The organism is Lentzea sokolovensis (assembly GCF_033949975.1).
Lineage (GTDB): Bacteria > Actinomycetota > Actinomycetes > Mycobacteriales > Pseudonocardiaceae > Lentzea > Lentzea sokolovensis.
Genome location: NZ_JAXAVU010000017.1, coordinates 435311 through 460380, shown reverse-complemented (window position 1 = coordinate 460380; position 25070 = coordinate 435311). Strand labels below are relative to the sequence as shown.

The window sequence follows — 25070 nt, the reverse complement described above, 5'->3', positions numbered from 1 at the left end:
CTTCCGGCAAGACTCTTGACTAATCCTCAGGTCAGGCTGTTGACTCCGTCACACCTCGTCGGAACCGGTACCGAAACCGGTTTCAGGAGGCGGCGGAAGGAAGTTCGGCATGCGTGTCACGATCGCAGAGGTCGCCCAACGCGCCCAGGTGTCCAAAGCGACCGTGTCACGTGTGCTGAACGGTAAGCCGGACGTGGACGCCTCCACCGCGCAACGAGTTCGCAAGGTCATCGACGAGATCGGCTACGTGCCGAGCGCCCGTGCCGTCGGTCTGGCGCGAGGCCGCACCCGCACCGTCGCGATGCTCGCGCCGTCGCTCACCTGGCCGTGGATGGGCGAGGTGCTGCAGGGCATCGTGGACACTCTCGAAGCCGACGGCTACGGCCTTCTGCTCTACACGCTGAACCGCGGACCCGAGTCGCTGAACCAGTTCGCGAACCACGTGTCCGCCAACGCCTTCGACGGCCTGCTGGTCGTCGAGCCCCCGGACGCCCTGCACTACATCTCCACGCTCTACCGGGCGGGCCTGCCGGTCGTCATGATCGACGACCGCGGCTCGCACCCGGAGTTCCCTTCGGTGACGACGACGAACCGGCAGGGAGGCGCGGATGTCGCCCGGCATCTCGTCGCGGCAGGCCGCCGCAGGTTCGCCGTCGTCACCGGACCACCGCACTTCGGGTGCACTCAGGCGAGGCTGGACGGGTTCCGGCTCGCTTTGGCGGAAGCGGGCCTGACGCTGCACCCGGACCTCGTGGTCGACGGTGACTTCACCACGGAAGGTGGTGAGGTCGCCGTCGACAAGCTCGTCGCCAGTGGGATCCCGTTCGACGCCGTGTTCGCGCAGAACGACCTCTCGGCGGTCGGTGTGCTGCGAGCACTGCGGGAGGCCGGCCGCGTCGTCCCCGACGACGTGTCCGTGGTCGGCTTCGACGACGTCCCGGTCGCGGGACACACCGAACCTCGGCTGACGACGATCCGCCAGCCGGCGCAGGAGATGGGTGCCGCCGCCGCGCGGATGCTGCTCTCCACGCTCGAGGGACAGCCGATGCCCGACCACCCGCTGGTGCTGCCGACCTCGTTGATCGTGCGCGAATCCGCGCCCTGACCCACCCCGCTCCACCACAACTGAAACGAACACGCCGGGCCTGCCACAGGCCTGGCGAGTTCGCCGTACGTATGAGAGAGCGCTCTCATACACCGTCGTATCGGGAGATTCCCCCATGCGCAGAACAGTCATCGTCGCGTTAGCACTGGCGCTCGCGGCGACCGGTTGCTCCTCTGGTGGCGCCACCAAGGCTGCCGGAGTGCTGACCGTGGGCATGCCCAACGGGCCGCTGACCGAGAACCACAACCCGTTCCTGCCCACGTCCGCGGCGGGTTCACTCGGCTACCGCTACCAGATCTACGAGCCGCTGGCGTTCGTGAACAACACGCGCCCGGCTCAGGACCCGGTGCCGTGGCTCGCCACCAAGTGGGACTGGACACCCGACTACAAGAAGGTCACCTTCACGATCCGGGAGAACGTGAAGTGGTCCGACGGCAAGCCGCTCACGGCCGCTGACGTCGCCTTCTCGTACGAGATCCTGAAGAAGTGGCCGGCGCTCAACAACCGCGACTCGCTCAAGGTCGAGACCGCGACCGCGACGCCGGACAACAAGGTCGAGGTGTCGTTCGCGAGCCCGCAGTTCGTGAACCGCAACAAGGTCATCTCCGCGATGGTGATTCCGCAGCACGTCTGGAGCACCGTCCCCGACCCGACGACCTACACGAACCCGAAGCCCGTCGGCACCGGTCCGTACGAGCTGAAGTCGTTCACCTCGCAGACCGTCACGATCGCGCGGCGTGCCGAGTACTGGCAGGAACTGCCCAAGGTTCCGGAGATCCAGTACACCTCGTACAACGACAACACGGCGCAGACCACCGCGCTGGCGTCGGGTGCGAGCCAGTGGTCCTACGTCTTCATCCCGGACTACCAGAAGCTCTACGTCGACAAGGACCCGGCGAACCACAAGCTCTGGTTCCCGGCCGGTCTGGGCATCCACGGCCTGTGGCTGAACACGACGGTGGCGCCGTTCGACAACGCCGCGCTGCGCTCCGCGATGAGCGACGTGATCGACCGCGAGGCGATCTTCGTCAAGGGCGAGGCCAAGCTGTTCCCGAAGCTCGAGTCGAAGACCGGCATGCCGTTGCCCGCCGGTGACTCGTTCCTCGCGCCGGAGTACAAGGACGCGAAGTTCAAGATCGATGTCGACGGGGCGAAGCAGAAGCTCACCGCGGCCGGCTTCAAGCTCGAAGGCGACGTGCTCAAGGCTCCGGACGGCAAGCCGGTCACCATCGAGCTCACGAACCCGTCCGGCTGGTCGGACTACCTGACGGTCCTCGACATCATCAAGGGCGACCTGAAGAAGATCGGCATCGAGGCGACCGTGCGCACGCAGACCGCGGACGCGTGGACGACCGACTTCGCCAACGGCGCGTTCCAGGGCTCGCTGCGCTGGACCAACACCGGTGCGACGCCGTACGAGATGTACCAGAACATCATGGACGCCGCGGAGATCAAGCCGGTCGGGCAGACCGCGGCGGTGAACTTCGGGCGCTACAACAACCCCGAGGCGACCGCGGCGCTGACCGAGTACGCGAACGCGACCGACGACCCGGCGCGGGCCAAGGCCCTCGCGGTGCTGCAGAAGATCATGGTCGAGCAGGTGCCGATGATCCCGACCTCCGCCGGTCCGATCGGTGCGGAGTACAGCACGAAGAACTGGGTCGGCTGGCCGTCGGAGGAGGACCCGTACGGTCCGCCGCAGGCCACCCTGCCGAACGCCCTGCAGATCGTCATGAAGCTGAAGCCCGCGGGGTCCTAGATGAATGAAGTCGCGCTTGAAGCGAAAGGTCTGGTCAAGACCTACAAGCGCGTGCGCGCGGTGCAGGACGTTTCCATCGTCCTGCGCCGCGGGCGCGTGACCGCCCTCGTCGGCGAATCCGGGTCGGGCAAGTCGACGGTGGCGAAGCTGCTCGCGCGGCTCGTGGAACCCACCTCCGGCGAGATCCTGCTGGACGGCGAGAAGGTGCGAAGGGTCCGGGAGTACCGGCGCAAGGTCCAGATGGTGTTCCAGGACCCCTTCGCGTCCCTCAACCCGATCCACACGATCCGCTACCACCTGACCCGGCCGCTGAAGATCCACAAGCAGTCGGAGACGGTCGAGGAACTGCTGGAGCGGGTGAACCTGCCTGCCGACTTCGCCGCCCGGTACCCGCACGAGCTGTCGGGCGGTCAGCGGCAGCGCGTCGCGATCGCTCGCGCGCTCGCGGCCAACCCCGAGGTGCTGCTCGCCGACGAGCCGGTGTCCATGCTGGACGTCTCCATCCGGCTCGGCGTGCTGAACCTGTTGCTGGACCTGAAGGACCGGCTCAAGCTCGCGGTCCTCTACATCACGCACGACATCGCGTCGGCGCGCTACTTCGCGGACGAGACGTTCGTGATGTACGGCGGGCAGATCGTCGAGGGCGGCGAGAGCGAGTCCGTGACGCAGCGGCCGGCCCACCCGTACACGCAGCTGCTGATCGAGTCCGCGCCGGACCCGGAACGGTCGGTGCTCGCGCTGGACGCGCCGCTGGAGGAGGTCGCGCAGATCTCCACCGGCTGCCAGTTCGCCGCGCGCTGCCCGAAGGTGCAGGAGCGTTGCTGGACCCAGGCCCCGGCCCGCACCGAGGTCGACTCCTACGGGCACTGGGCGGCCTGCTGGTTGTACGCGGAGGCGGCGGCATGACCTTCCTTCTGCGCCGTGCGCTGTTCTACCTGGTCACCCTCTGGGCCGCGATCACGGTGAACTTCCTGCTGCCGCGTTTCCTTCCCGGCGACCCGGTGCAGGCGATGATCACCAAGCTCGGCGGCCGGTTGAACAGCGACGCGATGGCCTCGCTGTACATCCTCTTCGGGCTCGACGACAACAAGTCGATCTGGGAGCAGTACGTCGACTACTGGGGATCGCTCGTGCGGGGCGATCTCGGGCTGTCGTTCACGTTCTTCCCGACGCCGGTCGCCGACGTGCTCGCGCAGTCGATGCCGTGGACGCTCGGGCTGGTCGGCGTCACCACCGTCATCGCGTTCCTGCTCGGCACCCTGCTGGGCGTCTACGCGGGGTGGAAGCGCGGATCGTGGATGGACAACCTCATCCCGGTCACGACGTTCCTGTCGTCGATCCCGTACTTCTGGCTCGGGCTGATCGCGATCTCGCTGTTCTCCGTGACGTGGCCGCTGTTCCCGGCGTCCGGCGGCTACGCGCCGGGGCTGGTGCCGGAGTTCTCCGGCGAGTTCATCGGCAGCATGCTGCAGCACGCCGTGCTGCCCGGCGTCACGATCATCGTGAGCTCGGTGGCCGGCTGGATCCTCGGCATGCGCAACATGATGGTGACCGTGACGGCGGAGGACTACGTGCTCGTCGCGAAGGCCAAGGGACTCACGCAGAAGCGGATCATGTTCGCCTACGCGGCGCGCAACGCCGTGCTGCCGTCGATCTCCGGTTTCGCGCTGTCGCTGGGTTTCATCGTCGGCGGCGCCCTGCTGGTCGAGATGGTGTTCTCCTACCCTGGCCTCGGCTACGTGCTGTTCCAGGGCATCGGCGCGAAGGACTACCCGTTGATGCAGGGAGTGTTCCTGGTGATCACACTGGCGGTGCTGGTGGCGAACCTGCTCGCGGACATCGGCTACCTGCTGCTGGACCCGCGCACGCGGCGGGAGGGCTGAGACTCCGATGAACTTCAAGACCAAGCTGGGTCTCGGCATTCTGGCCTTCTTCACGCTGATCGCGGTGATCGGCGAGTGGATCGCCCCGTACGACCCGTCCGCGATGAGCGACGACCTGCTGTCGCCGCCCTCGGGCGCGCACTGGTTCGGCACGACCATGACCGGGCAGGACATCTTCTCCCAGGTGCTCGTGGGCACCAGGGGAGTGATGGTCGTCGGGCTGGTGTGCGGTGTGCTGGCCACGTTGCTGTCGATCCTCGTCGGGGTGACCGCCGGGTTCCTCGGTGGCGCGGCCGACGAGGCGTTGTCCATGCTGTCCAACGTCTTCCTGGTGATCCCGGCGCTGCCGCTGATCATCATCGTGGCCTCGATGCTGCCGTCGGCGGACACGGTCCTGATCGCCGGGGTGATCAGCCTGACGGCGTGGGCGTGGGGCGCCCGGATCCTGCGGGCGCAGACGATGTCGTTGCGGCGCAGGGATTTCGTGGAGGCCGCGCGGGCGTCCGGTGAACGGACCTGGCGCATCATCGTGTTCGAGGTGCTGCCCAACCTGCTGGCGGTGATCGGCTCCGGCTTCGTCGGCACGGTGATCTTCGCGGTGATGCTGCAGATCACCCTGTCGTTCGTCGGCGTGATCTCCCTGTCGACCTGGAACTGGGGCACGATCCTGTTCTGGGCGCAGAGCAACCAGGCGCTCGGCCTGGGCGCGTGGTGGTGGTTCGTCCCCGCGGGACTGTGCATCGCGTTGCTGGGCACGGCACTGGCTCTGATCAACTTCGGGATCGACGAGTACGCGAATCCCCGCCTGCGGAAGGTGCGCGCATGAGCCCGGTGCTGGAGATCCGCGATCTCTCGGTCGACTACGGAAACCTGCGAGCCGTGCACAACGTCTCGCTGACGCTGAACGCGGGCGAGGTCCTCGGCCTCGCGGGGGAGAGCGGCAGCGGCAAGTCCACTTTGGCCTATGCCGCGACCCGCCTGCTGCAGGTGCCGGGCAAGGTGCCGTCCGGCCAGGTGTTGTTCAAGGGCCATGACCTGCTTTCGCTGACCGACAAGCAGTTGCAGGTGCTGCGGTGGAACGAGATCGCGATCGTGTTCCAGGGCGCGATGAACGCCCTGAACCCGGTCATCTCGGTCGGCACGCAGATCGACGACGTGCTGCGCACGCACCGGCCGCAGATGAAGCGACCGCAACGGACCGCGCGCGGCCGCGAGTTGTTGTCACTGGTCGGCATCCCGGTCGACCGGCTGGGCTCGTACCCGCACCAGCTCTCCGGCGGCATGCGGCAGCGCGTGATGATCGCGATGGCGCTCGCGCTGGAACCCGAGATCGTGATCATGGACGAACCGACGACCGCGCTGGACGTGGTGGTGCAGCGGCAGATCCTCGGTCAGATGATGCGGCTGCGCGAGACGCTCGGCTTCTCGGTCGTCTTCATCACCCACGACATCTCGCTGCTGGTCGAGTTCTCGGACCGCATCGCGATCATGTACGGCGGGCGGGTGGTCGAGGAGGCGCCGGCGGACGAGATCTACCGCGCCGCCAAGCACCCGTACAGCCAGGGCCTGCTGGGGTCGTTCCCGGCGCTGCGCGGGCCTCGCCGTGAGCTGAAGGGCATCCCCGGTTCGCCGCCGGACCTGCGTTCGATGCCGTCGGGCTGCCCGTTCCACCCGCGCTGCCCGTCCGCGATGGACGTCTGCGGTGAGCGGATGCCGTCGCTGGAGGCCGTCGAGGAACGCCGTCGCGTGGCGTGCTGGCTGGAGGACGCGCGTGTCTGACGTGACTGCGTCTGATCCTCTTGGAGGGCTGCCCGCGGACTTCTTCTGGGGCGTCGCGACCTCGGCGTACCAGATCGAGGGCGCGTACGACGAGGACGGCCGGACACTGTCCATCTGGGACACGTTCTCCCGCCGTCCCGGTGCCGTGCTGAACGGTGAGACCGGCGACGTGGCGTGCGACCACTACCACCGCATGCCGTCCGACGTGGCGATGATCGCGCGCCTGGGGGTGGACAAGTACCGCTTCTCCGTGTCGTGGCCGCGCATCCAGCCAGGTGGCCGCGGCCCGGTGAACGCCAAGGGCATCGACTTCTACTCCCGGCTCGTGGACGAGCTGCTGGGCAAGGGCGTCGACCCGTGGCTGACGCTCTACCACTGGGACCTGCCGCAGGAACTGGAGGACGCGGGCGGCTGGCCGCACCGCGACACGGCCTACCGCTTCGCCGAGTTCGCGGGCCTGGTGCACGACGCGCTGGGCGACCGCGTGCCGACGTGGACGACGCTGAACGAGCCGTGGTGCTCGGCCGTGCTCGGCTACGACACCGGCAGGCACGCGCCGGGCCGCAAGAACTTCGCCGAGTCCATGCGCGCGACCCACCACCTGCTGCTGGCGCACGGCCTTGCCGCACAGGAGCTTCGGACGCGCGGTGTGGCGTCGCTGGGCATCACGCTGAACATGGGCACCCACACGGCCGCCTCGGACGACCCGCGCGACGTCGACGCGGCCCGGCGCGCGGACGGCCTCGGCACGCGCATCTACATGGATCCGTTGGTGCACGGGCGTTATCCGGAGGACGTGCTGGTCGACATCGCCGCGCGCGGTGCCGGGATCCCGGTCCGCCCCGGCGACATGGAGATCATCTCGACGCCGCTGGACGTCTTCGGCGTGAACTACTACACCTCGCACGTCCACAAGGCGACCGACGACCCGGCCGTGTCCGAGGTGGTGCCGCAGGGCCGTCCGGTCACCGCGATGGACTGGGAGATCGTTCCCGAGGGCTTCACGGCGCTGCTGGTCCGCCTGCACCAGGACTACGGCGTGCCGATGGTGATCACCGAGAACGGCGCGGCCTTCGACGACCTCGACGTCGAGGACGGCTACGTCGCCGACACCGACCGCGTCGAGTACCTGAAGTCGCACATCGCCGCCGTGGCCGAGGCCGTGCGCGCAGGTGCGGACGTGCGCGGCTACCTCGCGTGGTCGCTGATGGACAACTTCGAGTGGGGCTACGGCTACGCCAAGCGGTTCGGCATCGTCCGCGTCGACTACGAGACGCAGGAACGCACGCTGAAGCAGAGCGCGCAGTGGTTCCGTGACCTGATCACCCGATCACGAGCGTAATCCCAGCTCAGTCCAGTCTCCGGCCCGGTCGTTGTGGAATCTCTGCGCCCCCACAGTGACCGGGCCGGTTCCATCTCCGCGGCTTGAACTCCGATCCAGCGGCGTAGATCACGCCCGAATGCACTAGCTAAGGCATACCTTAGTTAAGTTAGGGTTACTTTACGCCAAGGAGTGCCAGGAGAGGATCGCGATGGAACCGGTGTTAGACCTGGCCGGAATAGGCTTCGGGCCGTCCAACCTCGCTCTCGCGATCGCAGTGGAGGAACACGCGCTGCCTGTCAGGGCTCGCTTCTTCGAGAGGCAGCCGCGGTTTGGCTGGCACCGGGGAATGCTGCTCGAGGACGCCACCATGCAGGTGTCCTTCCTCAAGGACCTCGTCACGCTGCGCAACCCCACCAGCGAGTTCAGCTTCCTGTGCTACCTGCGCGACCGCGGACGGTTGATCGACTTCGTCAACCACAAGAACCTCTTCCCGCTGCGCAAGGAGTTCCACGACTACTTCGAGTGGGCCGCCGAACGGGTCGGGCACCACGTGTCGTACGGCGCCGAGGTGTCGCAGGTGCGGACCTGCGCCGACGGCTTCGAGTTCGCCGTCGGCGCGCAGCAGGTCAGGGCCCGCAACCTCGTGCTGGCGACCGGCCTCGAGGCCAACCTGCCGGACGGCATCGAGACGAGCGACCGGATCTGGCACAACAAGGACCTGCTCACCCGCGTCGACAGCCTCTCCGACCCGCGTCAGGTCGTCGTGGTCGGCGCCGGCCAGAGCGCGGCCGAGGCCGTGGCCTTCTTTCACGACCGCTTCCCCGAGGCCGAGGTGCACGGCGTCTTCGCGCGGTACGGCTACAGCCCCGCCGACGACAGCTCGTTCGCGAACCGGATCTTCGACCCCGCCGCGGTGGACGACTTCTACTCCGCGCCGGAGGAGGTCAAGCAGAAGCTGATGGGCTACCACGCCAACACGAACTACGGCGTGGTCGACGGCGACCTGATCGAGGAGCTGTACCGGCGGGTGTACCGGGAGAAGGTCGTCGGCCGGCAGAGGTTGCTGCTGCACAACACCTCCAGGCTCACCGGCGTGACCGCCGACGGCAGGTGCGTGGTCGAGTCGCTCGCCGACGGCGGCCGGTTGCCGATCAACGCCGACGTGATCGTCTACGCGACGGGCTACCGGCCGGCGAACCCGGTCCGGCTCCTCGGCGACCTCGCCGCACACTGCGAACGCGACGAGCGCGGCCGGCTGAAGGTGACCCGCGACTACCGCGTCGTCACGGACAACGGCCTGCGCGGCGGCATCTACCTGCAGGGCGGTACCGAACACACGCACGGCATCACGTCGTCGCTGCTGTCGAACACCGCGGTGCGCGTCGGCGAGATTCTCGACTCGGTGCTGCGGCGGGTCGCTCAGCAGCAGGCAGAACCGAAGCTCCAGGCAGTCAAGTAGTTCCATGAGGAAGGACCTGTGATGACCAACCCGTTCGAGGACCCGGAAGGCCGTTTCTTCGTGCTGGTCAACGAAGAGCAGCAGCACTCGCTGTGGCCGGTGTTCGCGGAGGTGCCCGCCGGGTGGACCAAGGTCTTCGGCGAGGAGAGCCGCGAGGCTTGCCTGTCGTACGTCGAGGAGAACTGGACGGACCTGCGTCCGGCGTCTATCCGTGTTTGATTGCCACTGCTCCGCAGACGGCGGTGAGTTCGCCTTGAAGTCGGTCGTCCGGCCGACTCGAACTCACGTGAGGTACTGCTCGAACGTTCGCGTACCTACCGCGCGGCCGGGAGTCAGGTTCCCGCCCGCGCGGTAGGCGCGATACGTGGCTCCTGGCACCTTCACCGGCACGAGCCGGCGCTGCTTTCCCGTCGCCTCCAGGTACATCCGCGCGAAGTCGACGGCCTCGCGGATCTCCGGACCGCCCATCTCGGGTGCCTTGCCCGCCGGCGACGCCTGGGCCAGCGCCGCCAGCTCCAGGCCGACCTCGGCCTCGTCGACCGGCTGGAAGCGGAAGCCCGGCACGGGCATCAGCGGCAGCTTCGCGGCGCTCTCGAACATCTTGTGCAGCAACGAGTGGAACTGCGTGGCCCGCAGAATCGTGTGCGGCACACCGGAATCGATGATCAGCCGTTCGGTGGCGAGCTTCAGCTTGTAATAGGGGAGCGGCACCTCGTGGCAGCCGACGATCGAGATGTAGACCAGGTGCGCGGGCTTCGAGGCGAGCACCGCCCGCGCCATCTGAACCTCGTGCCGGAACGACGTCGCGCAGTGCACCACCACGTCCGCCCGCAGAGCGTTCAAGCCGGTGCCGCGCACCAGATCCGTTCCGGAGGACCGGGAAACGGAGCGAGCCCCCGGCAACGCGGCGACGACGTGCCTGCCCAGCGAACCGCTGCCACCCGTGACGACGGTGTTGAATTCCTGCTTGGGGTTCATGCTGTGACCCTGGCACGGTGGTAGTAGGCCAGCACGACGGTGCCGGACACGGCGGCCACGGCGCTGATCACCAGACCGGCCTGCGCCAGCCCGCTCATGCCGGTGCCCTCGCCGAGCAGCTTGATGCCGATCCACGCGGCGACGATCGGGTTCACGACGGTCTGCCCCGCCACGACGAGATCCGGCGGCCCGGCGGCGTACCCGAGCTGGATGAACCACGCGCCGGTCAGGAAGGCGACGGCCAACCCGCCGAGCGACACCCATTCGATCATCGGCAGCGCGGTCGTCACGTCCCTGACCAGCACGGCGACCAGTCCGTATGCGATTCCGGCGCCTACCGAGAGGGACAGTGCCCGCACGGCGTCCGCGGTGAAGGTCGCAGCGACGACGCACACCAGCACGCCCGCGACGACCAGTTGCCCGGCCTGCAGCGCCACCTTCGGCGACACCTCGGTCGGCACCGCCGCGCCTGCCGTGATGGACACGAACACCACGATCCCGGCCGTCGTCACCAGCACCGCCACGGCGAGCAGCCCGGTCAGGCGCCGCGCCCGAGCCACCGCGATGATCGGGATGGCCAGCGCGTTCAGCGGCGCGACCACCGACACCGGGGCCAGCGCCAGAGCGACGACCTGCAGCACGGCACACGCGAAGAGCACCAGGAACCCGTAGACCCACCGGCGTGACCGCACGAGCTGGAGCGCCGAGGTGAGCTTCAGGTCGGTCGTCTCCCGCACCCCGGCGTGCTGCCACATCGCACCGAGCGCGCTGCACCCGGCCGCGAGCACCGCGCACAGAATCGCGACCCCGACCACCTGGCCGATGCTACGCCGCCACTGCTATGGTTCATTGCATGAGTAACGAACCAAGGAACTAAGCCGTGTTCGACGACCGGAGCCCGATCTACCGGCAGATCGCCGACCGGATCAAGGCGGACGTGCTGAGCGGGACGTTGAAGGCGGACGAGCAGGTCATGTCGACCAACCAGTACGCCGCCTACTACCGGATCAACCCGGCGACGGCCGCGAAGGCGTTTCAGCAGCTCGTGGACGAGCAGGTGCTCTACAAGAAGAGGGGGATCGGGATGTTCGTGAGCGCGCGGGCTCGCGACATGCTGCGGGAACAGGGGCGGGAATCCTTCTTCGGCGAGGTCGTGGACCCGATGGTCGCGGAGGCGCGCGCCATCGGCATTCCGCTCGCCGAGGTCATCCGCCGGATCGAACAGCACGAGAACAACGGGGGCGTGTGATGCGGGTTGACGTAAAGGGCTTAACGGTTCGCTATGGCGACGTCACGGCCGTCGACGACATGAGCTTCTCGTTGTCCGGCAACAAGATCTACGGCCTGCTCGGCCGCAACGGCTCCGGCAAGACCAGCCTGATGTCGGCGCTCGCCGGCTACCGCAAGGCTTCAGGATCCGTTCAGCTCGCCGGGCTGCCGGTGTTCGAGAACGCCGCCGCGATGCGTCAGGTGTGCCTGGTCCGGCACTCCGCCGACGCCGCGGACAAGGGCGACAAGGTCTCGCACGTGCTGGAGTACGGCGCGGCCTGGCGTGACACGTGGGACAACGACTACGCGCTGAAGCTCGCGGAGCTGTTCAAGATCGAGCTGAGGACCAAGGTCGGCGAACTGTCGCTGGGGCAGCGGTCCGCGCTCGGCGTCGTGATCGGGCTCGCCAGCCGCTCACCGCTGACGATGCTGGACGAGTCGCACCTCGGCATGGACACGCCGACCCGGTACGCGTTCTACGACGCGCTGCTGGGCGACTTCATGGAGCACCCGCGCACGATCGTCATCTCCACCCACCTCATCGAGGAGCTCGCCTCGCTGCTGGAGGAGGTGCTGATCATCGACGGCGGCCGGCTGGTGTTGCAGGAGGAGGCCGACGTGCTGCGCTCGCGCGGTACCGAGGTCACCGGGAACGCCTCCGACGTCGACGAGTTCACCGCGGCGTTGACCGTGCTCAGCGAGAAGTCGTTGGGACGCACCAAGGCCGCGATGCTCTACGGCGCGCTGGACGACGAGCAGCTGATCCGCGCCCGTCAGCTCGGCCTGGAGCTCGGCCCGATCGCGTTGCAGGACCTGTTCGTCCACCTCACCGACCCGGTCGGAGGCAAGCGGTGAAGATCTTCCGCCGGATGACCGCGTCGCTCACCCTGTTCTGCGCGATGATCGCGGCCGGCGTCTTCGCGTTCGTCCTCGTGGTCACGTTCGTGGTGTCCGCCTTCCGGGGCGTCGAGATCAGCGGGTGGAACGTCGTCACGTCCCAGGTCGCGCGCTGGTTCCTGTTCTGGATCGGCATCTACGTGATCCACAACCTGCTGCCGGTCGCCGTCGCGCACGGCCGCACGCGGCGCGAGTTCCTCGCCGCGGCGTCCGGGTTCTCCGTGGTGCTGGCGTTCGTGATGGCCCTGATCGGCTGGCTGGGGTTCGTCGTCGAGGGCGGGATCTACTCGCTGATGGACTGGAAGGCCGACGAGCACGGCTCGCCGCTCGCGTACTTCCTGATGTTCCTGGTGTGGTGCGCGGTCGGCATGTTCTGCGCGGCGGCGTTCGACCGGTTCGGCGCGGGCGGCATCTTCTCGATCCCGATCGGCCTGCCGTTGGTGGCCGTCACGACGACGGGGATTCCCGGATCGGGCAAGCTGCCTTTCATCCCCAACCTGCCGGTGCTGTTCGGCTCCGGCTGGCACCTGGTGTCGGTCGTGGCGTTCCTGGTCGCGCTGGCTGGGACGTGGGCGATCGCCAGGGACATGCCGGTGCGCCTGCGCACCACGTGATCAACCGCTGTCCCGCACCACCAGTGACGGCTCGAAGACCACCGACGTGACGGGGGAGCGCGGTTCGGTGATCTGGCGCAGCAGCTGACGCGCCATCTCCGCGGCCATGTCGGTGATCGGCTGGCGAACGGTCGTGAGCTCGGGTTCGGACGTCAGCGCGGCGCTGCTGTCGTCGAACCCGACGATCGCCACGTCGTCGGGAACCTTGCGGCCGCTGCGGTGCAGTACGGGGATCGCGCCGTTCGCCATCAGGTCCGAGGCGATGAACACGCCGTCGACGTCCGGGCAGCAGCCGATCAGCCGTTCCATCGCGGCCACGCCGGACTGCCGGGTGAAGTCGCCGTGCACCACCACGGCGTCCGGCACCTCGGCGAGGAACCCGGTGAGCCGGTCCTGGCCCGCCGGGGTGTCCTGCGGCCCGGTGATCGTCGCGATCCTGTTGCACTGCAACGACTTGAGTCTTCGCCCTGCCAGCGCGGCGCCGGCCGTCTGGTTCACGTCGACGTAGGTGATCGGCATCGGCTTGAGCGGCCGGCCTGCCAGCACGACCGGCAGCCCGGCCGCGATCAGCTGACCGGGCACCGGATCCGCCGGATCGGTGTGCACGAGGATCACGCCGTCCAGCCGCCCGCGGCGCAGGTCGCTCATCGCCTGCTCGCGGGTGCCCGGCCCGGTCATCATCAGCACGAGGTGGATGCCGAGCGGCCGCACGACCCTGGTGACACCGCTGACGACGCTCGCGAGGTGCGGGTCGCCGTCCATCCGGCGTTCGTCGGGCAGCAGCAACCCGATCGCGTCCGCCCGGCGCGTGACGAGCGACCGCGCGGCGATGTTCGGCAGATAACCGGTGCTGGAGATGGCTTTCTGCACGGCGTGCCGGAGTGACTCGTCGACGCTGGAGGCACCGTTGACCACTCTCGACGCGGTCGCGCGCGACACTCCGGCCACGCGGGCCACCTCCTCCAGCGTCACGCGCTTCACCCGGCCGCCAGTTCCGCCGTGCGGTGGCGTTCCATCAGCTTGACCACCTCGGCGGTCGGCGGGTGGGTGATCGCGGAACCGGCCGAGCGCACGACCTCCAGCGACTCGGTGAGGTGCGTGCGGACGAACTGCCGGAGCGCGTCCGGGCTGGTCGAGGCGAGCTGGATCTCGGCATCCGTCGGCATGCCGGGCATGTCGTGCCCGGCGTGGTTGTTCACGTACGGCGCGTCGAGCAGCTTCCTCAGTTCGGCGAGCTCGATGTTCCGGTTCTCCTTGAGCGAGGCGTTCTCCGTCAGGTCGAGCAGCTTGAGCGCCTGCTCGTCGGTGGCGATGGCGAGCTCGACGAACGCCCGTTCCGTTGCGCCGTAACCGTTCTGCGGAGTCGAGGGTGCTGGTGACTGTGGAGGTGGAGCCTGCTGGCAGGCCGCGAGAAGGCCTGCCAGCAGGAGTGTTGTCAACCGTGGTTGCCGGCGTGGTCGCACTTGATCACCACGTTGAGACAGTTGCGGACGCGGCGCTCCATCTCGGCGCGCGGCCACACGTTGAAGAAGTCACCGTGCATCGTTTGCCCTGTGCCGGAAGCGAGTCGCAGTCCGGCGGTGCTGCCGTTGACCGGATACCTGAGCACCATCCGGAGTTTCGGCACGGACACGGGGTGGCTCGACGGGCAGCCGCCCGCGACCGGGTAGGACATGTGGGACTTGTGGTCGGCCGAGTCGAGGTTGCGGCCGTCCCAGCACTGCGGGAAGTCCAGGTAGGTCTCCAGCATCGTGCCCGCCGGGCACGTGACGAAGTTCTTGGACGGGTTGACGTGCCCGGCGTGCAGACAGGACCAGCGCGCGATGCTGTCGGCATCACCCGTGGCCTTCGCGTTGCCCGCGACGATCTTCAACCCGTACGGCGTCGGCTGGATCGCCGCCGGGTTGTTCACGCCCTCACCGAGGTAGTAGAAGGTGACCCCGGTCGGGGCGATCGCGGTGTTGTTCCGGTAGAGCGTCGGCACCCAGTAGGACGAGATGTCCGTGGCCGGGTTGCAGTTGCCGGTCTGGCCCTCCAGCGTCTGCTGGGTGGACCGGGCGTTCGTCGAGTGGTTGCCGAAGAAGTCGTGGAAGTGCGAGGCGCCGGCCAGGTTCGGCAGCACGATCGGGTCGTCCGCCAGCCGGTGGCTGATCGGGCACTCCGCGAGGAACTCGGCCACGCGGACAGGTTCTCCTTGTGCCGCAACGGGAATGCTGAGAGCCGTGGCTATCAGCCCGATGACGGCGGCGATGTGGAACAAAGGCTTCCTCATTGAAGCTTTCCTCTCCGCAGCAGGATTGGGAGAGCGCTCTCACGCTCATCGAGCATGGCGCAGAACGCAATCAGGCGTCAATCCGCAAGAAACGTTCAGAAGTCCCGGTTTTCTTGACACGGCATGCCTGATGCCCTGACTCTCGGCTCTGAACTCCTGTCCCAGAGAGCGCTCTCTCGCGCCGCCGTCCCGTTCTCCGGCCTCAGGAGCATTCATGTCAGGAAGGCTTCAACGCGGAAGACTCCCTCTGTTCGTCGCGGCGATGGTCGCGGCTGCCCTGCTCGTCCCCACATCGGCCTCGGCCGCCGGTCCGCTGATCTCGCAGAACCGTCCGGTCACCGCGTCCAGCAGCGAGAACGCCGCCTTCGCCGCGACGGCCGCGGTCGACGGCGACGCCGGAACCCGCTGGTCCAGCACGTTCAGCGACCCGCAGTGGATCCAGATCGACCTGGGCTCGTCCGCGCGGGTCGACCAGGTCGTGCTGGCCTGGGAGGCCGCGAGCGCGCGGGCCTACACGCTCAGCATCTCCGCCGACGGCACCAGCTGGCAGGAACTTCGTCGAACGACGACCGCGCCGGGCGGCACCGAAACGCTCCCGGTCACCGGCACCGGCAGGTACGTGCGCCTCGACCTCGCTCAGCGGGCCACTCAGTGGGGTTACTCGCTGTGGGAGTTCCAGGTGTTCGGCACCCGCGACGGTGGCAACGGCGGGGAAACCCTGCTGTCCTACGGCAGGACCGGTGCCGCGTCGACGTTCCAGGACGACCCGAACTGCTCGGGGTGCACCCCGGCCAAGGCGTTCGACCGCGATCCGGCGACCCGCTGGGCGACGAGCGCGACGAACGGCTGGGTCGACCCCGGCTGGATCTCCGTCGACCTCGGCGCCACCGCCACGATCTCCAAGGTCGTGCTGCAATGGGATCCGGCGTTCGCCACCGCGTACCGGATCGAGGTCTCGGACAACAACTCCAGCTGGCGCGAGATCTACTCGACCACCACGAGCCGAGGCTTCAAGGAGACGCTGACGGTCAGCGGCACCGGCCGGTACGTGCGGACGTACGGCACGGCCAGGTCGAACGGCTACGGCTACTCGTTGTGGGAGTTCCAGGTCTACGGCACTGGTGGCGCGCCGATCACGCCACCGCCGCTGCCGCCGAACCCGTCGTTCCCCGGCCGGCTGGTGTGGGCGGACGAGTTCAACGCGCCCGCGGGCTCCGGGCCGGACGCCTCGAAGTGGACGCCGGAGACCGGGCCGGGTGTGAACAACGAACTGCAGTACTACACGAACAACAACAACGCGCGGCACGACGGCAACGGCAACCTGGTGCTGCAGGCGCGGCGTGAGGTGACGCCCGGCAGCGCGTGCCCGGTGGACCCGGTCAGCGGAAGCGGGACCTGCCAGTACACGTCCGCGCGGCTCAACACCTACGGCAAGTTCACCTTCACGTACGGCAGGGTCGAGGCGCGGATCAAGGTGTCGTCGACGCAGGGGCTGTGGCCCGCGTTCTGGATGCTGGGCGCGGACTTCTTCGACCAGCGCAGGCCGTGGCCGTACACCGGCGAGATCGACATCATGGAGCACGTCGGCAAGGAGCCGAACCGGGTCTACTCGACGCTGCACGCGCCCGCGTACTTCGGTGCGGGCGGGTACGGGTCACCGCTGGAACTGGGTGCTCCGGCGTCGTCGGCGTTCCGGACGTTCGCGGTCGAGTGGGACTCGAGCCACATGACGTTCAGCGTGGACGGCAACCGGTTCTTCACCGTCGATCGGAACGTGCTGGAGACCACGCGCGGCCCGTGGGTCTACGACCACCCGTTCTTCCTCATCATCAACAACGCGGTGGGCGGCGACTGGCCCGGCCCGCCGGGGGCCGGGACGCAGTTGCCGCAGGACATGGTGCTGGACTACGTCAGGGTGTACCAGTGATCGAGATTCTTACGGGCGGTGAGACGTCGAACGCCTCGCTGACGGCTTCTACCTCGATCTGTGCGGTCTCACCGTTGGTGAGCGGGATCGCCGGCACGAAGTACGCGTCGCTCGTCGTGCCACCGAGGAAGATCCGTTCGGAACCGGTCTGCTTGTAGACCCGGTACTGCCTGATGGCGCCGGGCGAACGAGTCCAGGTGAGCCGTGCCGATGCCGTCGTGGCGTTGGTGCGGCTCACCTGCTCGACCTGGACGCCGGCCGGTGCCACCGGGGGAGTCATGACCGGGTTGGTCACGCCGATCCGGCCGATCAACGCCGTGATGGCCGCGCCGGGCAGGACCCGCAGCGAGATCTCCGTGAGCGTCGCGCCGGAGTGCTCGCCGAGCGGGAAGACGCTGCGCCGCCACGCGCCGCTGACCCCGCCGAGGTCGAGGACCTTCTCCGTCGTGCCGAACCGCAGGACCGCCTGGAGCCGCGACGGACCTGTGCCGGTGCGGTGGACGATCTCGAACTGGCTGTTGCCGGTCAGCCGCAGCGACGTCGCGAACAGCCGGACGTCGTTGGCGGACTGCGGGGTGCCGGTGATCTTCAGCGCGGTGCCGCCGTCGTACGGGTCGTCCCAGTCGAGCGACGGCGTGACCTTCGTGCCCGTGCCGGTGACGCTCCACCGCCACGTCGGCAGGACGTCCTGCAACGACAGGTTGTTCCAGGCTTGAGTGGACCGGACCGTGCCGCCGACCGCGAACTTCCTGCCGTGGCCGGTGTTGAAGTTCGTGACGAACGGCAGGCTCGTGATCGGCGTCAGCTCGGTGATGTAGTGGGCGATGCCCTTCCAGTTCGCCGTCGTCGTGGTGTTCGCCGGGTCGCCGTTCTGGCCGACCCAGAACCTGTTGTCACGGCTGTAGAAGTCGGCGGGACTGGTCGCCGACTTGAACGTCCACTCCGGACGGTAGAAGCCGAGCGACGTCACGTGCGGCTTGTTCTCGGGGAAGACGCTCGCCCAGCCCACGCTCGTGTTGTAGCCGTTGGACTCGACGTCCACACCGGACGCCAGGTCGTACGGGCTGCGGCCCATCTGCTGGGCCAGCGCGGCCGAGCTCGCGAGCCCCTGCGTGCTCCACCAGAAGTTCATGAACATCTCGTCGGACTGCTCGAAGAACATCCGGTTGCGCGCGGTCAGGGCGTTCTGCCAGCTGACGCTGCCGCTGTCGGTCATCGCGTCGTACCAGATGATCCGCAGGCCGGACTTCTTCAGGTAGACGATGAAGTCGCGCATGTCGTTCGCGAGCTGGGTGTTGCCGCCGGCGGTCTCCTGGTTGAGGAACCAGCCGTCGAAGCCGTGGTGCCGTGCGACCTGGATCATCTTGTCCGCCACCGGGAACCGGTCGCCGTCGCGCTTGACGAAGTCGCGGACCCACTGGATCTGGCCGCCGTACGCGGTCGGCGGGAGGAACACGTTTCCGATCACCCGCACACCGTTGCGGTGCGCGGCGTCGGTGACGGTCGGGTTCGGCGCGAGGATCAGGCCCTCGGACGCGGACCCGCCCCAGAACACCAGTTCGTCGATGTACTGCCAGTAGTTCGTGGCGTAGTAGTTCATGTCGAGCGCGCCCTGTGCGGGGTTGTTGCTCGTCGGCGCGTACGCCACGAGCGCCTGCACTCGGGCCTCGCCGGGACGGGCGTGCGCGTTGGCCGGTCCGGCCGGAACGACACGTCTCGCGAGCGGCACCGTGCTGCGGTTGTACTTCGCGTCCCGGTCGGTCGAGGGATCCCAGTCGAGGATCGTCGCCGGGTGCCAGTAGGACGCGTAGGGCTGCGCGATTTCGGCTGCGGACGCGGGAGTCTCGGACAGCAGACTGGTGAGTGCTGCTGTGGAGCTCAGAACGAGGAACTGTCTCCGGGTGGGCACGTGATCACCCTTGTGCGCCATCTGATTCGCCGCATACCGCTTCTACGGTGACTGAACAGGACGACAAAGTCCCGGTCCGCTGCGCTGGGTGACGAGCCGGTCCTGGGAAACATTCTGTCGAACAGCGTCGAAACGTCCCCGTAACCATCCATGTGGCCGAATCCCCGGCAGGCTACTGGGCGGTAGCGTGAGCCTCGCCGTCGGTTTTTGGTTACCCTGCAACCAATCGAGGTGTCATCGTCGTGCGCATCAAAGTCGTGCTTGCGGCACTCACCCTGGCGCTGGTCCCAGTCGCCACCCCTGCCGTCGCCACCGCGGCGGCCAACCCCTACGAACGCGGCCCCGCACCCACGGCCGCAACGGTCGAGGCCTCTCGCGGCACCTTCGCCGTGACGTCCGCGGCCGTGGCCCGCCAGTCGAACTTCGGCGGTGGCACGGTCTACACCCCGACCAGCGATCTCACGTTCGGCGCGGTCGCCGTCTCACCCGGCTTCACCGCCACCCAGACGTCCGTCGCGCACTTCGGCCCGCGCCTGGCGTCCTACGGGTTCGTCGTGATCACCATCAACACCCTGTCCGGCTTCGACGACCCCGACAGCCGGGGCCGCCAGTTGCTGGCGGCGCTCGACTACGTGGTCCGCACCAACCCGCGCGTCGACGCCTCGCGCCTCGCCGTGATGGGCCACTCCATGGGCGGCGGGGGAGCGTTGCGCGCCTCCGCGACCCGTCCCGCCCTGCAGGCCTCGATCCCGATGGCCGGCTGGCACACCACCAAGAGCTGGTCGACGGTCCAGGTGCCGACCCTGGTGCTCGGCGGCCAGAACGACCCCACCGCGCCCAACTCCCAGCACTCCACGCCGTTCTACAACTCGATCACGGCCGCGCCGGACAAGGCGTTCCTCGAACTGCGCGGCGGCGACCACTCGGCGCCTCGCAGCGACAACGTGACGGTGCGGAAGTACACGCTGTCGTGGCTCAAGCGCTTCGTGGACGACGACGTGCGCTACGACCAGTTCCTGTGTCCGGCCCCCGCACCGAACACGCTCATCTCGGCTTACCGCGACACCTGCCCCCACGCATGAACAGTGTCTTGAACGAGTAGCCCAGTACAGCGAGGGAGTTGCCAAGCGACCGCCGGGGCGGCTTCACAGGCTGATCGAAGCGTTGTGCCAGTGTGCGACGGCCTGGCGCAGCGCTTCGATCACGTCTGTCTCACCATCAGCCCGGCGCCCTCCGGGATCTCCAGAGGAACCGTGTAGAAGCGGATGTCGTAGCCGTCCGGGTCGGTGACGCCGGACAACAGCCAGCCGACCTGTGTCCGCATCACGCCTGCGTGCGCGACGCCCTGCGCGGCGAGGTGCGCCGCGAGCGCGTTGATCGCCTCCTCTCCCGGCACGCCGATGGCGAAGTAGTCGAACCCGGCCGCCGCGACGGCCTTCTCCGGGTTGAGGCGGATCGCGAAGCCGGGCCCGCCGTTGGGATGCGCCAGGGCGACACCCATCAGGACGCCCTCCTCGACGAAGTGCATGACGGGCAGGTAGCCGAGGTGGTCCTGGTACCAGGCCAGTGACTTCTCCAGGTCGGAGACCGGCAGTTTGAGGTGGTGGATGCCCTCCAGCAGTGGCGCGTCGCTCATTTCGTGACCTCCTGATTGCAGTGAGGCTGCACTTATGCAGTTAGACTGCAACATGTGGCAGAGGACGTCAACAGGGATTTGCGAGCGGCGCGTCGTGCGGACACCGAGGTCCGGATCATCGAGGCGGCGACCGAGCTGTTCACCGAACACGGCTACGTCGCCACGACGTTGACCGACGTGGCGAAACGCGCCGGCGTGGGGGCGCGCACGGTGTACGTGCGGTTCGACGGCAAGGCGGCCCTGCTCCAGCGCTGTCTCGACGTGGCGATCGCGGGCGACTACCACCGCGTGGCCGTACCGGACCGCGACTGGTTCCAGCAGGCGATGAACGCGCCGACGGCGGAGGAGCGGATCGCGCGGATGGCCAGGATCGGCGCGCAGCTCATGGAGCGCACCGGGGCGTTGCTGAAGGTGGCGCAGCAGGCCGAGGCGATCGAACCCGAGATCGCCGAACGCGCGCAGGCGGCCCGCACGCAGACACATCAGGCCATCGGCGGCTTCTTCCGGAAGCTTGCCGCCGATGGCCTGATGTCAGAGGAGAACGTGGACTGGGTCGCGGAGACCGGTGCGGTGCTCGGTCAGGCCGATACCTACCTGCTGCTCGCCAGGACCACGGACCTGTCGATCGAGCGGTACGAGTCGTGGCTGGTCGAAACCTGGACCAGGCTTGTGAACGAGTAGCAGTGCTCTGCACGAGCAGCCAGTACGGGCGGGAGTTGCCCAAGCGACCGGCGGGGCGGCTTCAACGGCCTGACTTCGGGGCTGTGCCACGACCGACGGCGTGGCACAGCCCCTTCTTTCTGCCTACTCGTACGCGATCGCGTCCAGCACGTTCAGACGCGCGGCCCGGATCGCCGGCAGGATCGCCGCGATCACGCCGACGAACGCCGCCACCACCAGGTACTGGACCATGGTCATCCAGGGCAGCCCGATCTCCGAGATGCCCTGGTCCTTCAGCGCCTGCACGGTCGCGACGCCCAGGGCGAGACCGACCGCGAGGCCGAGCACCGCGCCGAACACCGAGATCACCACCGACTCGACGGTGATCATCCGCATCACCTGCGACCGCCGCATGCCGACGGCCCGCAGCAGACCCAGCTCGCGGGTCCGTTCGATCACCGACAGCGCCAGGGTGTTGATGACGCCGAGGACGGCGATCAGGATCGCCAGTGCCAGCAGGATCTGGATCATCAGCAGGACCGTGTCGAACTGCGAGGTCGTCTGCTTCACGAACGCGCTGCGGTCCTGGACCGTGATCTCCGGGTTGTCCGCGAACAGCGGTTCGACGCGCTTCTGCACGTCCGCCGCGGACACGCCCGGCGAGACCTGGACGAACGCCTGGGCGATCTGGTCCGACCGGAAGCTCTTGCTCGCCGACTCCGGCAGCACGAGCGCGCCCTGCAGCACCTGTGACTTGACCCAGATGAAGCCGACGGTGAAGTCCTTCGGCTCGCCCTTGGCCAGCTGCAGCGTGACCTTGCTGCCGATCGACCAGCCCTTCTCGGCCGCCAGCTCCTCCGGCAGCGCGACCTGGTCGTCCTTGAGCGGCGCGATGTCCCCGGACTTCGGTTTGAGCGCGAACATCGTCGCCAGCGCGGGCATGTCCGTGACCCCGACCGCGAACAACTGGTCCTCGCCCTGCAGCACGCCGTCCTGCGACCAGCCGACCGCCGACTTGACGCCGTCGGTCTTCTCGATCTGGGTCAGGACGTCCCGCCTGAACGTCGCGGGCTGGCCCTCCATCTGACCCTCGCCGGAGATGATCAGGTCGGTCTGCAGCTGACCGGAGGCCAGCTTCTCGATCGACTTGGTCGCCGACGTCAGCACGACGCTCACGCCCGTGATCAGCGAGATGCCGACCATCAGCGCGGCCGCGGTGATCGCGGTGCGGCGCGGGTTGCGCGCGGAGTTGCGGCGTCCCAGCAGACCCGGCATCGACCACGACAGCAGGCGGCCGATCAGCGACACCATCGGCCGCGACAGGATCGGCGTCAGCAGTGCGACACCGACGAACGCCACGAGGATGCCGCCGAAGATCAGCGGCAGCGAGGCCTGGTTGAAGCCGAACGCCAGCGACGTGCCACCCGCGGCGGCCACCAGTGCACCGGTGATCGTGATCTTCGTGAGCGGCCGGTCCGGCGTGGCCGCCTCGCGCATCGCCGCGACCGGTGCGATCCGCGACGCCCGCAGCGCCGGCATGACGGCCGCGATCACGGTGACGATCATGCCCACCGCGAACGACGAGATGATCGCCGACGACGGCACGCCGATGCCCGCGAGCTGCAGGTTGGTGCCGCCCACCGAGCTGAAGATCTTCGCCAGCAACGCACCGATGCCGATCCCTGCCCCGAGACCGACGATCGACGCGATCAGGCCGATCACCAGCGCTTCCAGCACCACGGACCCGATGACCTGGCCGCGGGAGGCGCCCATCGACCGCAGCAGCGCCAGTTCCCGCGTGCGCTGGGCGACGATGATGGAGAACGTGTTGAGGATGATGAAGATGCCGACGAACAACGCGATGCCGGCGAACCCGAGCAGCACGTAGTTGAAGAACTTCAGGCCCTCGTTGATCTGGTCGGCCTGCTCCTTCGCCAGCACCGCACCGGTCTTGACGTCGTAGCCGGAGCCGAGCTTGGCCGCGACGGCGTCCCGCAGCGCGTCATCCGTGGTGCCCTGGGCCGCGGTGACGGTGATGCCGGAGAACACGTCCTTCTTGCCCAGCAACAACTGCTGCGCGACCGGCTCGGTGAACGCCACCGACAGCTCGCCGCCCAGCGAGTCGCGGCCGCCCGCGTACTCGTAGATTCCGGTGACCTTGAAGGTCTTCTTGGGTTCCAGCGTGAGCAGCGCGATGTCGTCGCCGACCTTGAAACCACCGGTCGTCGCGAGATAGCCGCCCAGGACGACCTCGTCGTCGGCGGCAGGCGCCTTGCCCTCGCGGATCTTCTCCTGGCCGGTGCCCGTCCAGTTGAAACCGAACCGGGGCGAGCCCGACGTGGTGATGACCTTGCCGTTCTTGCCGATCGGCCGCGCGGACCCCTGCACGTCACCGACGGCCGACGCCACGCCCGGCACCGACTTCACGTCGGAGATCGCCTGCGGCGTCAGCGGTTCCGGCTGCTTGCCCTTCTCCGCCTTCGGCGACACCGAGACGTCCACGTTGGCGAAGGCCGACGAGAACAGGTCGGTGAACGAACGCTGGAGCGTGTCGGTCAGAACGAACGAACCGGACACGAACATCACGCCCAGCACCACCGCGAGTGCGGACAGCACCAGGCGGAGCTTGCGCGACAGCAGGCTCTTGAGAGTCGCCTTAAACATGCGGCACCGCGACAACTGAGTCGAGGTGCTTCATCGTGTCGAGAACCTCTTCGGCCGACGGCGACAGCAGCTCGCGGACGATGTGGCCGTCCTTGAGGAAGATGACGCGGTCGGCGTACGAGGCGGCGTTCGGGTCGTGCGTCACCATCACGATCGTCTGCCCGAACTCGCGGGCGGAGCGCTGCAGGAACCCGAGCACCTCGGCGCCGGACTGCGAGTCCAGGTTGCCGGTCGGTTCGTCCGCGAACACGACATCAGGGCGCGACACCAACGCACGGGCGCACGCCACGCGCTGCTGCTGGCCACCCGACAACTGCGTCGGCCGGTGCGTGAGCCGGTCGCGCAGACCGACCGTGTCGACGACGACGTCGAACCACGCCTTGTCGACCTTCTTGCCGCCGATGGCGAGCGGCAGCGTGATGTTCTCCTCCGCGGTCAGAGTCGGCAGCAGGTTGAACTGCTGGAAGATGAAACCGACCTTGTCCCGCCGGAGCTCCGTGAGACCGCGGTCCTTCAACCCGGTGACCAAGGTGTCACCGACCCACACCTCACCGCTCGTGACGTCGTCCAGCCCCGCGAGGCAGTGCATCAACGTCGACTTGCCCGACCCCGACGGGCCCATGATCGCGGTGAACCTGGACTTCTCCAGGTCGACGCTCACCCCCGCGAGCGCGGTCACGGCAGCGTCGCCGGACCCATAAGACTTCCAAACGTCGACGGCTCTGGCCGCGACTCCATCGGACGCGCTCACTTGTCTGTCCCCTCCTGTGGGCTTTCGTGCGCACCATCTTCGGCGACACGGGCACACCGAAGGGTCAGGTCTTCCACTGAGATAGACCCTGAGATTAACCCCGGTGCCCCCGCCCGAGTCACCACGCTGAGAGAACTCTCAGCTGCGCCACGTAGCCATGCGGTTGCTTGGAGGAAACGTTATT

At 68.0% G+C, this 25070-nt stretch carries 24 protein-coding genes; 15 read left to right on the top strand and 9 right to left on the bottom strand.

What is annotated here, in order from left to right:
- Window positions 1-109 precede the first annotated feature (109 nt).
- The 9 genes from SK854_RS45160 to SK854_RS45115 all read left to right on the top strand — a co-directional run bounded on the left by SK854_RS45160 (window position 110) and on the right by SK854_RS45115 (window position 9528).
- Window positions 110-1105 (top strand): LacI family DNA-binding transcriptional regulator, encoded by a 996-nt coding sequence (locus tag SK854_RS45160; RefSeq protein ID WP_319981349.1) that lies wholly within the window; start codon window positions 110-112, stop codon window positions 1103-1105.
- Window positions 1106-1220: 115 nt separating this feature from the next.
- Window positions 1221-2864, top strand: a complete 1644-nt coding sequence (locus SK854_RS45155) for an ABC transporter substrate-binding protein (protein WP_319981348.1) — start codon at window positions 1221-1223, stop codon at window positions 2862-2864.
- The gene (locus SK854_RS48340; protein ID WP_406601904.1) at window positions 2865-3770 is read left to right on the top strand and encodes an ABC transporter ATP-binding protein; all 906 of its coding nucleotides are present in this window, start codon (window positions 2865-2867) and stop codon (window positions 3768-3770) included.
- Window positions 3767-4747 (top strand): ABC transporter permease, encoded by a 981-nt coding sequence (locus tag SK854_RS45140; protein ID WP_319981347.1) that lies wholly within the window; start codon window positions 3767-3769, stop codon window positions 4745-4747. The genes SK854_RS48340 and SK854_RS45140 overlap by 4 nt, the downstream gene beginning before the upstream one ends.
- A gap of 7 nt (window positions 4748-4754) precedes the next feature.
- Window positions 4755-5573: an ABC transporter permease gene (locus SK854_RS45135; protein WP_319981346.1), complete on the top strand. Its 819-nt coding sequence runs from the start codon at window positions 4755-4757 to the stop codon at window positions 5571-5573.
- Complete coding sequence (locus SK854_RS45130; RefSeq protein WP_319981345.1) at window positions 5570-6526, top strand: ABC transporter ATP-binding protein; 957 nt, start codon at window positions 5570-5572, stop codon at window positions 6524-6526. Before SK854_RS45135 ends, SK854_RS45130 begins: the two co-directional genes overlap by 4 nt.
- Before the next feature lies 1 nt (window position 6527).
- On the top strand, window positions 6528-7868 hold the full coding sequence (locus SK854_RS45125; RefSeq protein ID WP_319981444.1) for a GH1 family beta-glucosidase: 1341 nt from the start codon (window positions 6528-6530) through the stop codon (window positions 7866-7868).
- Between the two features lie 190 nt (window positions 7869-8058).
- Window positions 8059-9309, top strand: coding sequence for a lysine N(6)-hydroxylase/L-ornithine N(5)-oxygenase family protein (locus SK854_RS45120; protein ID WP_319981344.1), 1251 nt, complete (start codon window positions 8059-8061; stop codon window positions 9307-9309).
- Window positions 9310-9330: 21 nt separating this feature from the next.
- Window positions 9331-9528, top strand: a complete 198-nt coding sequence (locus SK854_RS45115) for an MbtH family protein (RefSeq protein WP_319981343.1) — start codon at window positions 9331-9333, stop codon at window positions 9526-9528.
- Between the two features lie 63 nt (window positions 9529-9591).
- On the opposite strand, the gene SK854_RS45110 is transcribed toward SK854_RS45115, so the two are convergent.
- Window positions 9592-10287: an SDR family oxidoreductase gene (locus SK854_RS45110; protein WP_319981342.1), complete on the bottom strand. Its 696-nt coding sequence runs from the start codon at window positions 10285-10287 to the stop codon at window positions 9592-9594.
- Window positions 10284-11102: a DMT family protein gene (locus SK854_RS45105; RefSeq protein WP_319981341.1), complete on the bottom strand. Its 819-nt coding sequence runs from the start codon at window positions 11100-11102 to the stop codon at window positions 10284-10286. Before SK854_RS45105 ends, SK854_RS45110 begins: the two co-directional genes overlap by 4 nt.
- Window positions 11103-11167: 65 nt before the next feature.
- On the opposite strand from SK854_RS45105, the gene SK854_RS45100 reads away from it, so the two are divergent.
- From SK854_RS45100 to SK854_RS45090, 3 genes are read left to right on the top strand one after another with little or no spacing between them, the layout of a single operon-like run.
- Window positions 11168-11536, top strand: coding sequence for a GntR family transcriptional regulator (locus SK854_RS45100; RefSeq protein ID WP_319981340.1), 369 nt, complete (start codon window positions 11168-11170; stop codon window positions 11534-11536).
- A complete protein-coding gene (locus tag SK854_RS45095; RefSeq protein ID WP_319981339.1) occupies window positions 11536-12411 on the top strand; it encodes an ABC transporter ATP-binding protein in 876 nt (291 codons plus the stop codon). Before SK854_RS45100 ends, SK854_RS45095 begins: the two co-directional genes overlap by 1 nt.
- Window positions 12408-13067: a hypothetical protein gene (locus tag SK854_RS45090; RefSeq protein ID WP_319981338.1), complete on the top strand. Its 660-nt coding sequence runs from the start codon at window positions 12408-12410 to the stop codon at window positions 13065-13067. Before SK854_RS45095 ends, SK854_RS45090 begins: the two co-directional genes overlap by 4 nt.
- On the opposite strand, the gene SK854_RS45085 is transcribed toward SK854_RS45090, so the two are convergent.
- From SK854_RS45085 to SK854_RS45075, 3 genes are read right to left on the bottom strand one after another with little or no spacing between them, the layout of a single operon-like run.
- The gene (locus tag SK854_RS45085) at window positions 13068-14039 is read right to left on the bottom strand and encodes a LacI family DNA-binding transcriptional regulator (RefSeq protein WP_319981337.1); all 972 of its coding nucleotides are present in this window, start codon (window positions 14037-14039) and stop codon (window positions 13068-13070) included.
- 5 nt (window positions 14040-14044) lie between these two features.
- Window positions 14045-14506 (bottom strand): hypothetical protein, encoded by a 462-nt coding sequence (locus tag SK854_RS45080; protein ID WP_319981336.1) that lies wholly within the window; start codon window positions 14504-14506, stop codon window positions 14045-14047.
- Window positions 14503-15339 (bottom strand): DUF1996 domain-containing protein, encoded by an 837-nt coding sequence (locus SK854_RS45075; RefSeq protein WP_319981335.1) that lies wholly within the window; start codon window positions 15337-15339, stop codon window positions 14503-14505. Before SK854_RS45075 ends, SK854_RS45080 begins: the two co-directional genes overlap by 4 nt.
- Window positions 15340-15553: 214 nt before the next feature.
- Here SK854_RS45075 and SK854_RS45070 point away from each other — a divergent pair, with 214 nt between their 5' ends.
- Complete coding sequence (locus SK854_RS45070) at window positions 15554-17266, top strand: discoidin domain-containing protein (RefSeq protein WP_319981334.1); 1713 nt, start codon at window positions 15554-15556, stop codon at window positions 17264-17266.
- Here SK854_RS45070 and SK854_RS45065 read toward each other — a convergent pair.
- The gene (locus SK854_RS45065; RefSeq protein WP_319981333.1) at window positions 17250-19175 is read right to left on the bottom strand and encodes an endo-beta-N-acetylglucosaminidase; all 1926 of its coding nucleotides are present in this window, start codon (window positions 19173-19175) and stop codon (window positions 17250-17252) included. The two genes, SK854_RS45070 and SK854_RS45065, sit on opposite strands and share 17 nt — an antisense overlap.
- Window positions 19176-19417: 242 nt before the next feature.
- On the opposite strand from SK854_RS45065, the gene SK854_RS45060 reads away from it, so the two are divergent.
- A complete protein-coding gene (locus SK854_RS45060; RefSeq protein WP_319981332.1) occupies window positions 19418-20257 on the top strand; it encodes a dienelactone hydrolase family protein in 840 nt (279 codons plus the stop codon).
- Window positions 20258-20376: 119 nt separating this feature from the next.
- Here SK854_RS45060 and SK854_RS45055 read toward each other — a convergent pair whose 3' ends face one another.
- Window positions 20377-20811 carry a VOC family protein gene (locus SK854_RS45055; RefSeq protein ID WP_319981331.1) on the bottom strand — a complete coding sequence of 145 codons (435 nt, stop codon included), beginning with the start codon at window positions 20809-20811 and terminating at the stop codon, window positions 20377-20379.
- Window positions 20812-20865: 54 nt separating this feature from the next.
- Here SK854_RS45055 and SK854_RS45050 point away from each other — a divergent pair, with 54 nt between their 5' ends.
- Entirely contained in the window at window positions 20866-21492 is a 627-nt protein-coding gene (locus tag SK854_RS45050) for a TetR/AcrR family transcriptional regulator (protein WP_319981330.1), read from the top strand.
- 123 nt (window positions 21493-21615) lie between these two features.
- Here SK854_RS45050 and SK854_RS45045 read toward each other — a convergent pair whose 3' ends face one another.
- Window positions 21616-24135, bottom strand: a complete 2520-nt coding sequence (locus SK854_RS45045) for an ABC transporter permease (protein ID WP_319981329.1) — start codon at window positions 24133-24135, stop codon at window positions 21616-21618.
- The gene (locus SK854_RS45040) at window positions 24128-24814 is read right to left on the bottom strand and encodes an ABC transporter ATP-binding protein (protein WP_319981328.1); all 687 of its coding nucleotides are present in this window, start codon (window positions 24812-24814) and stop codon (window positions 24128-24130) included. The genes SK854_RS45045 and SK854_RS45040 overlap by 8 nt, the downstream gene beginning before the upstream one ends.
- Window positions 24815-25070 lie beyond the last annotated feature (256 nt).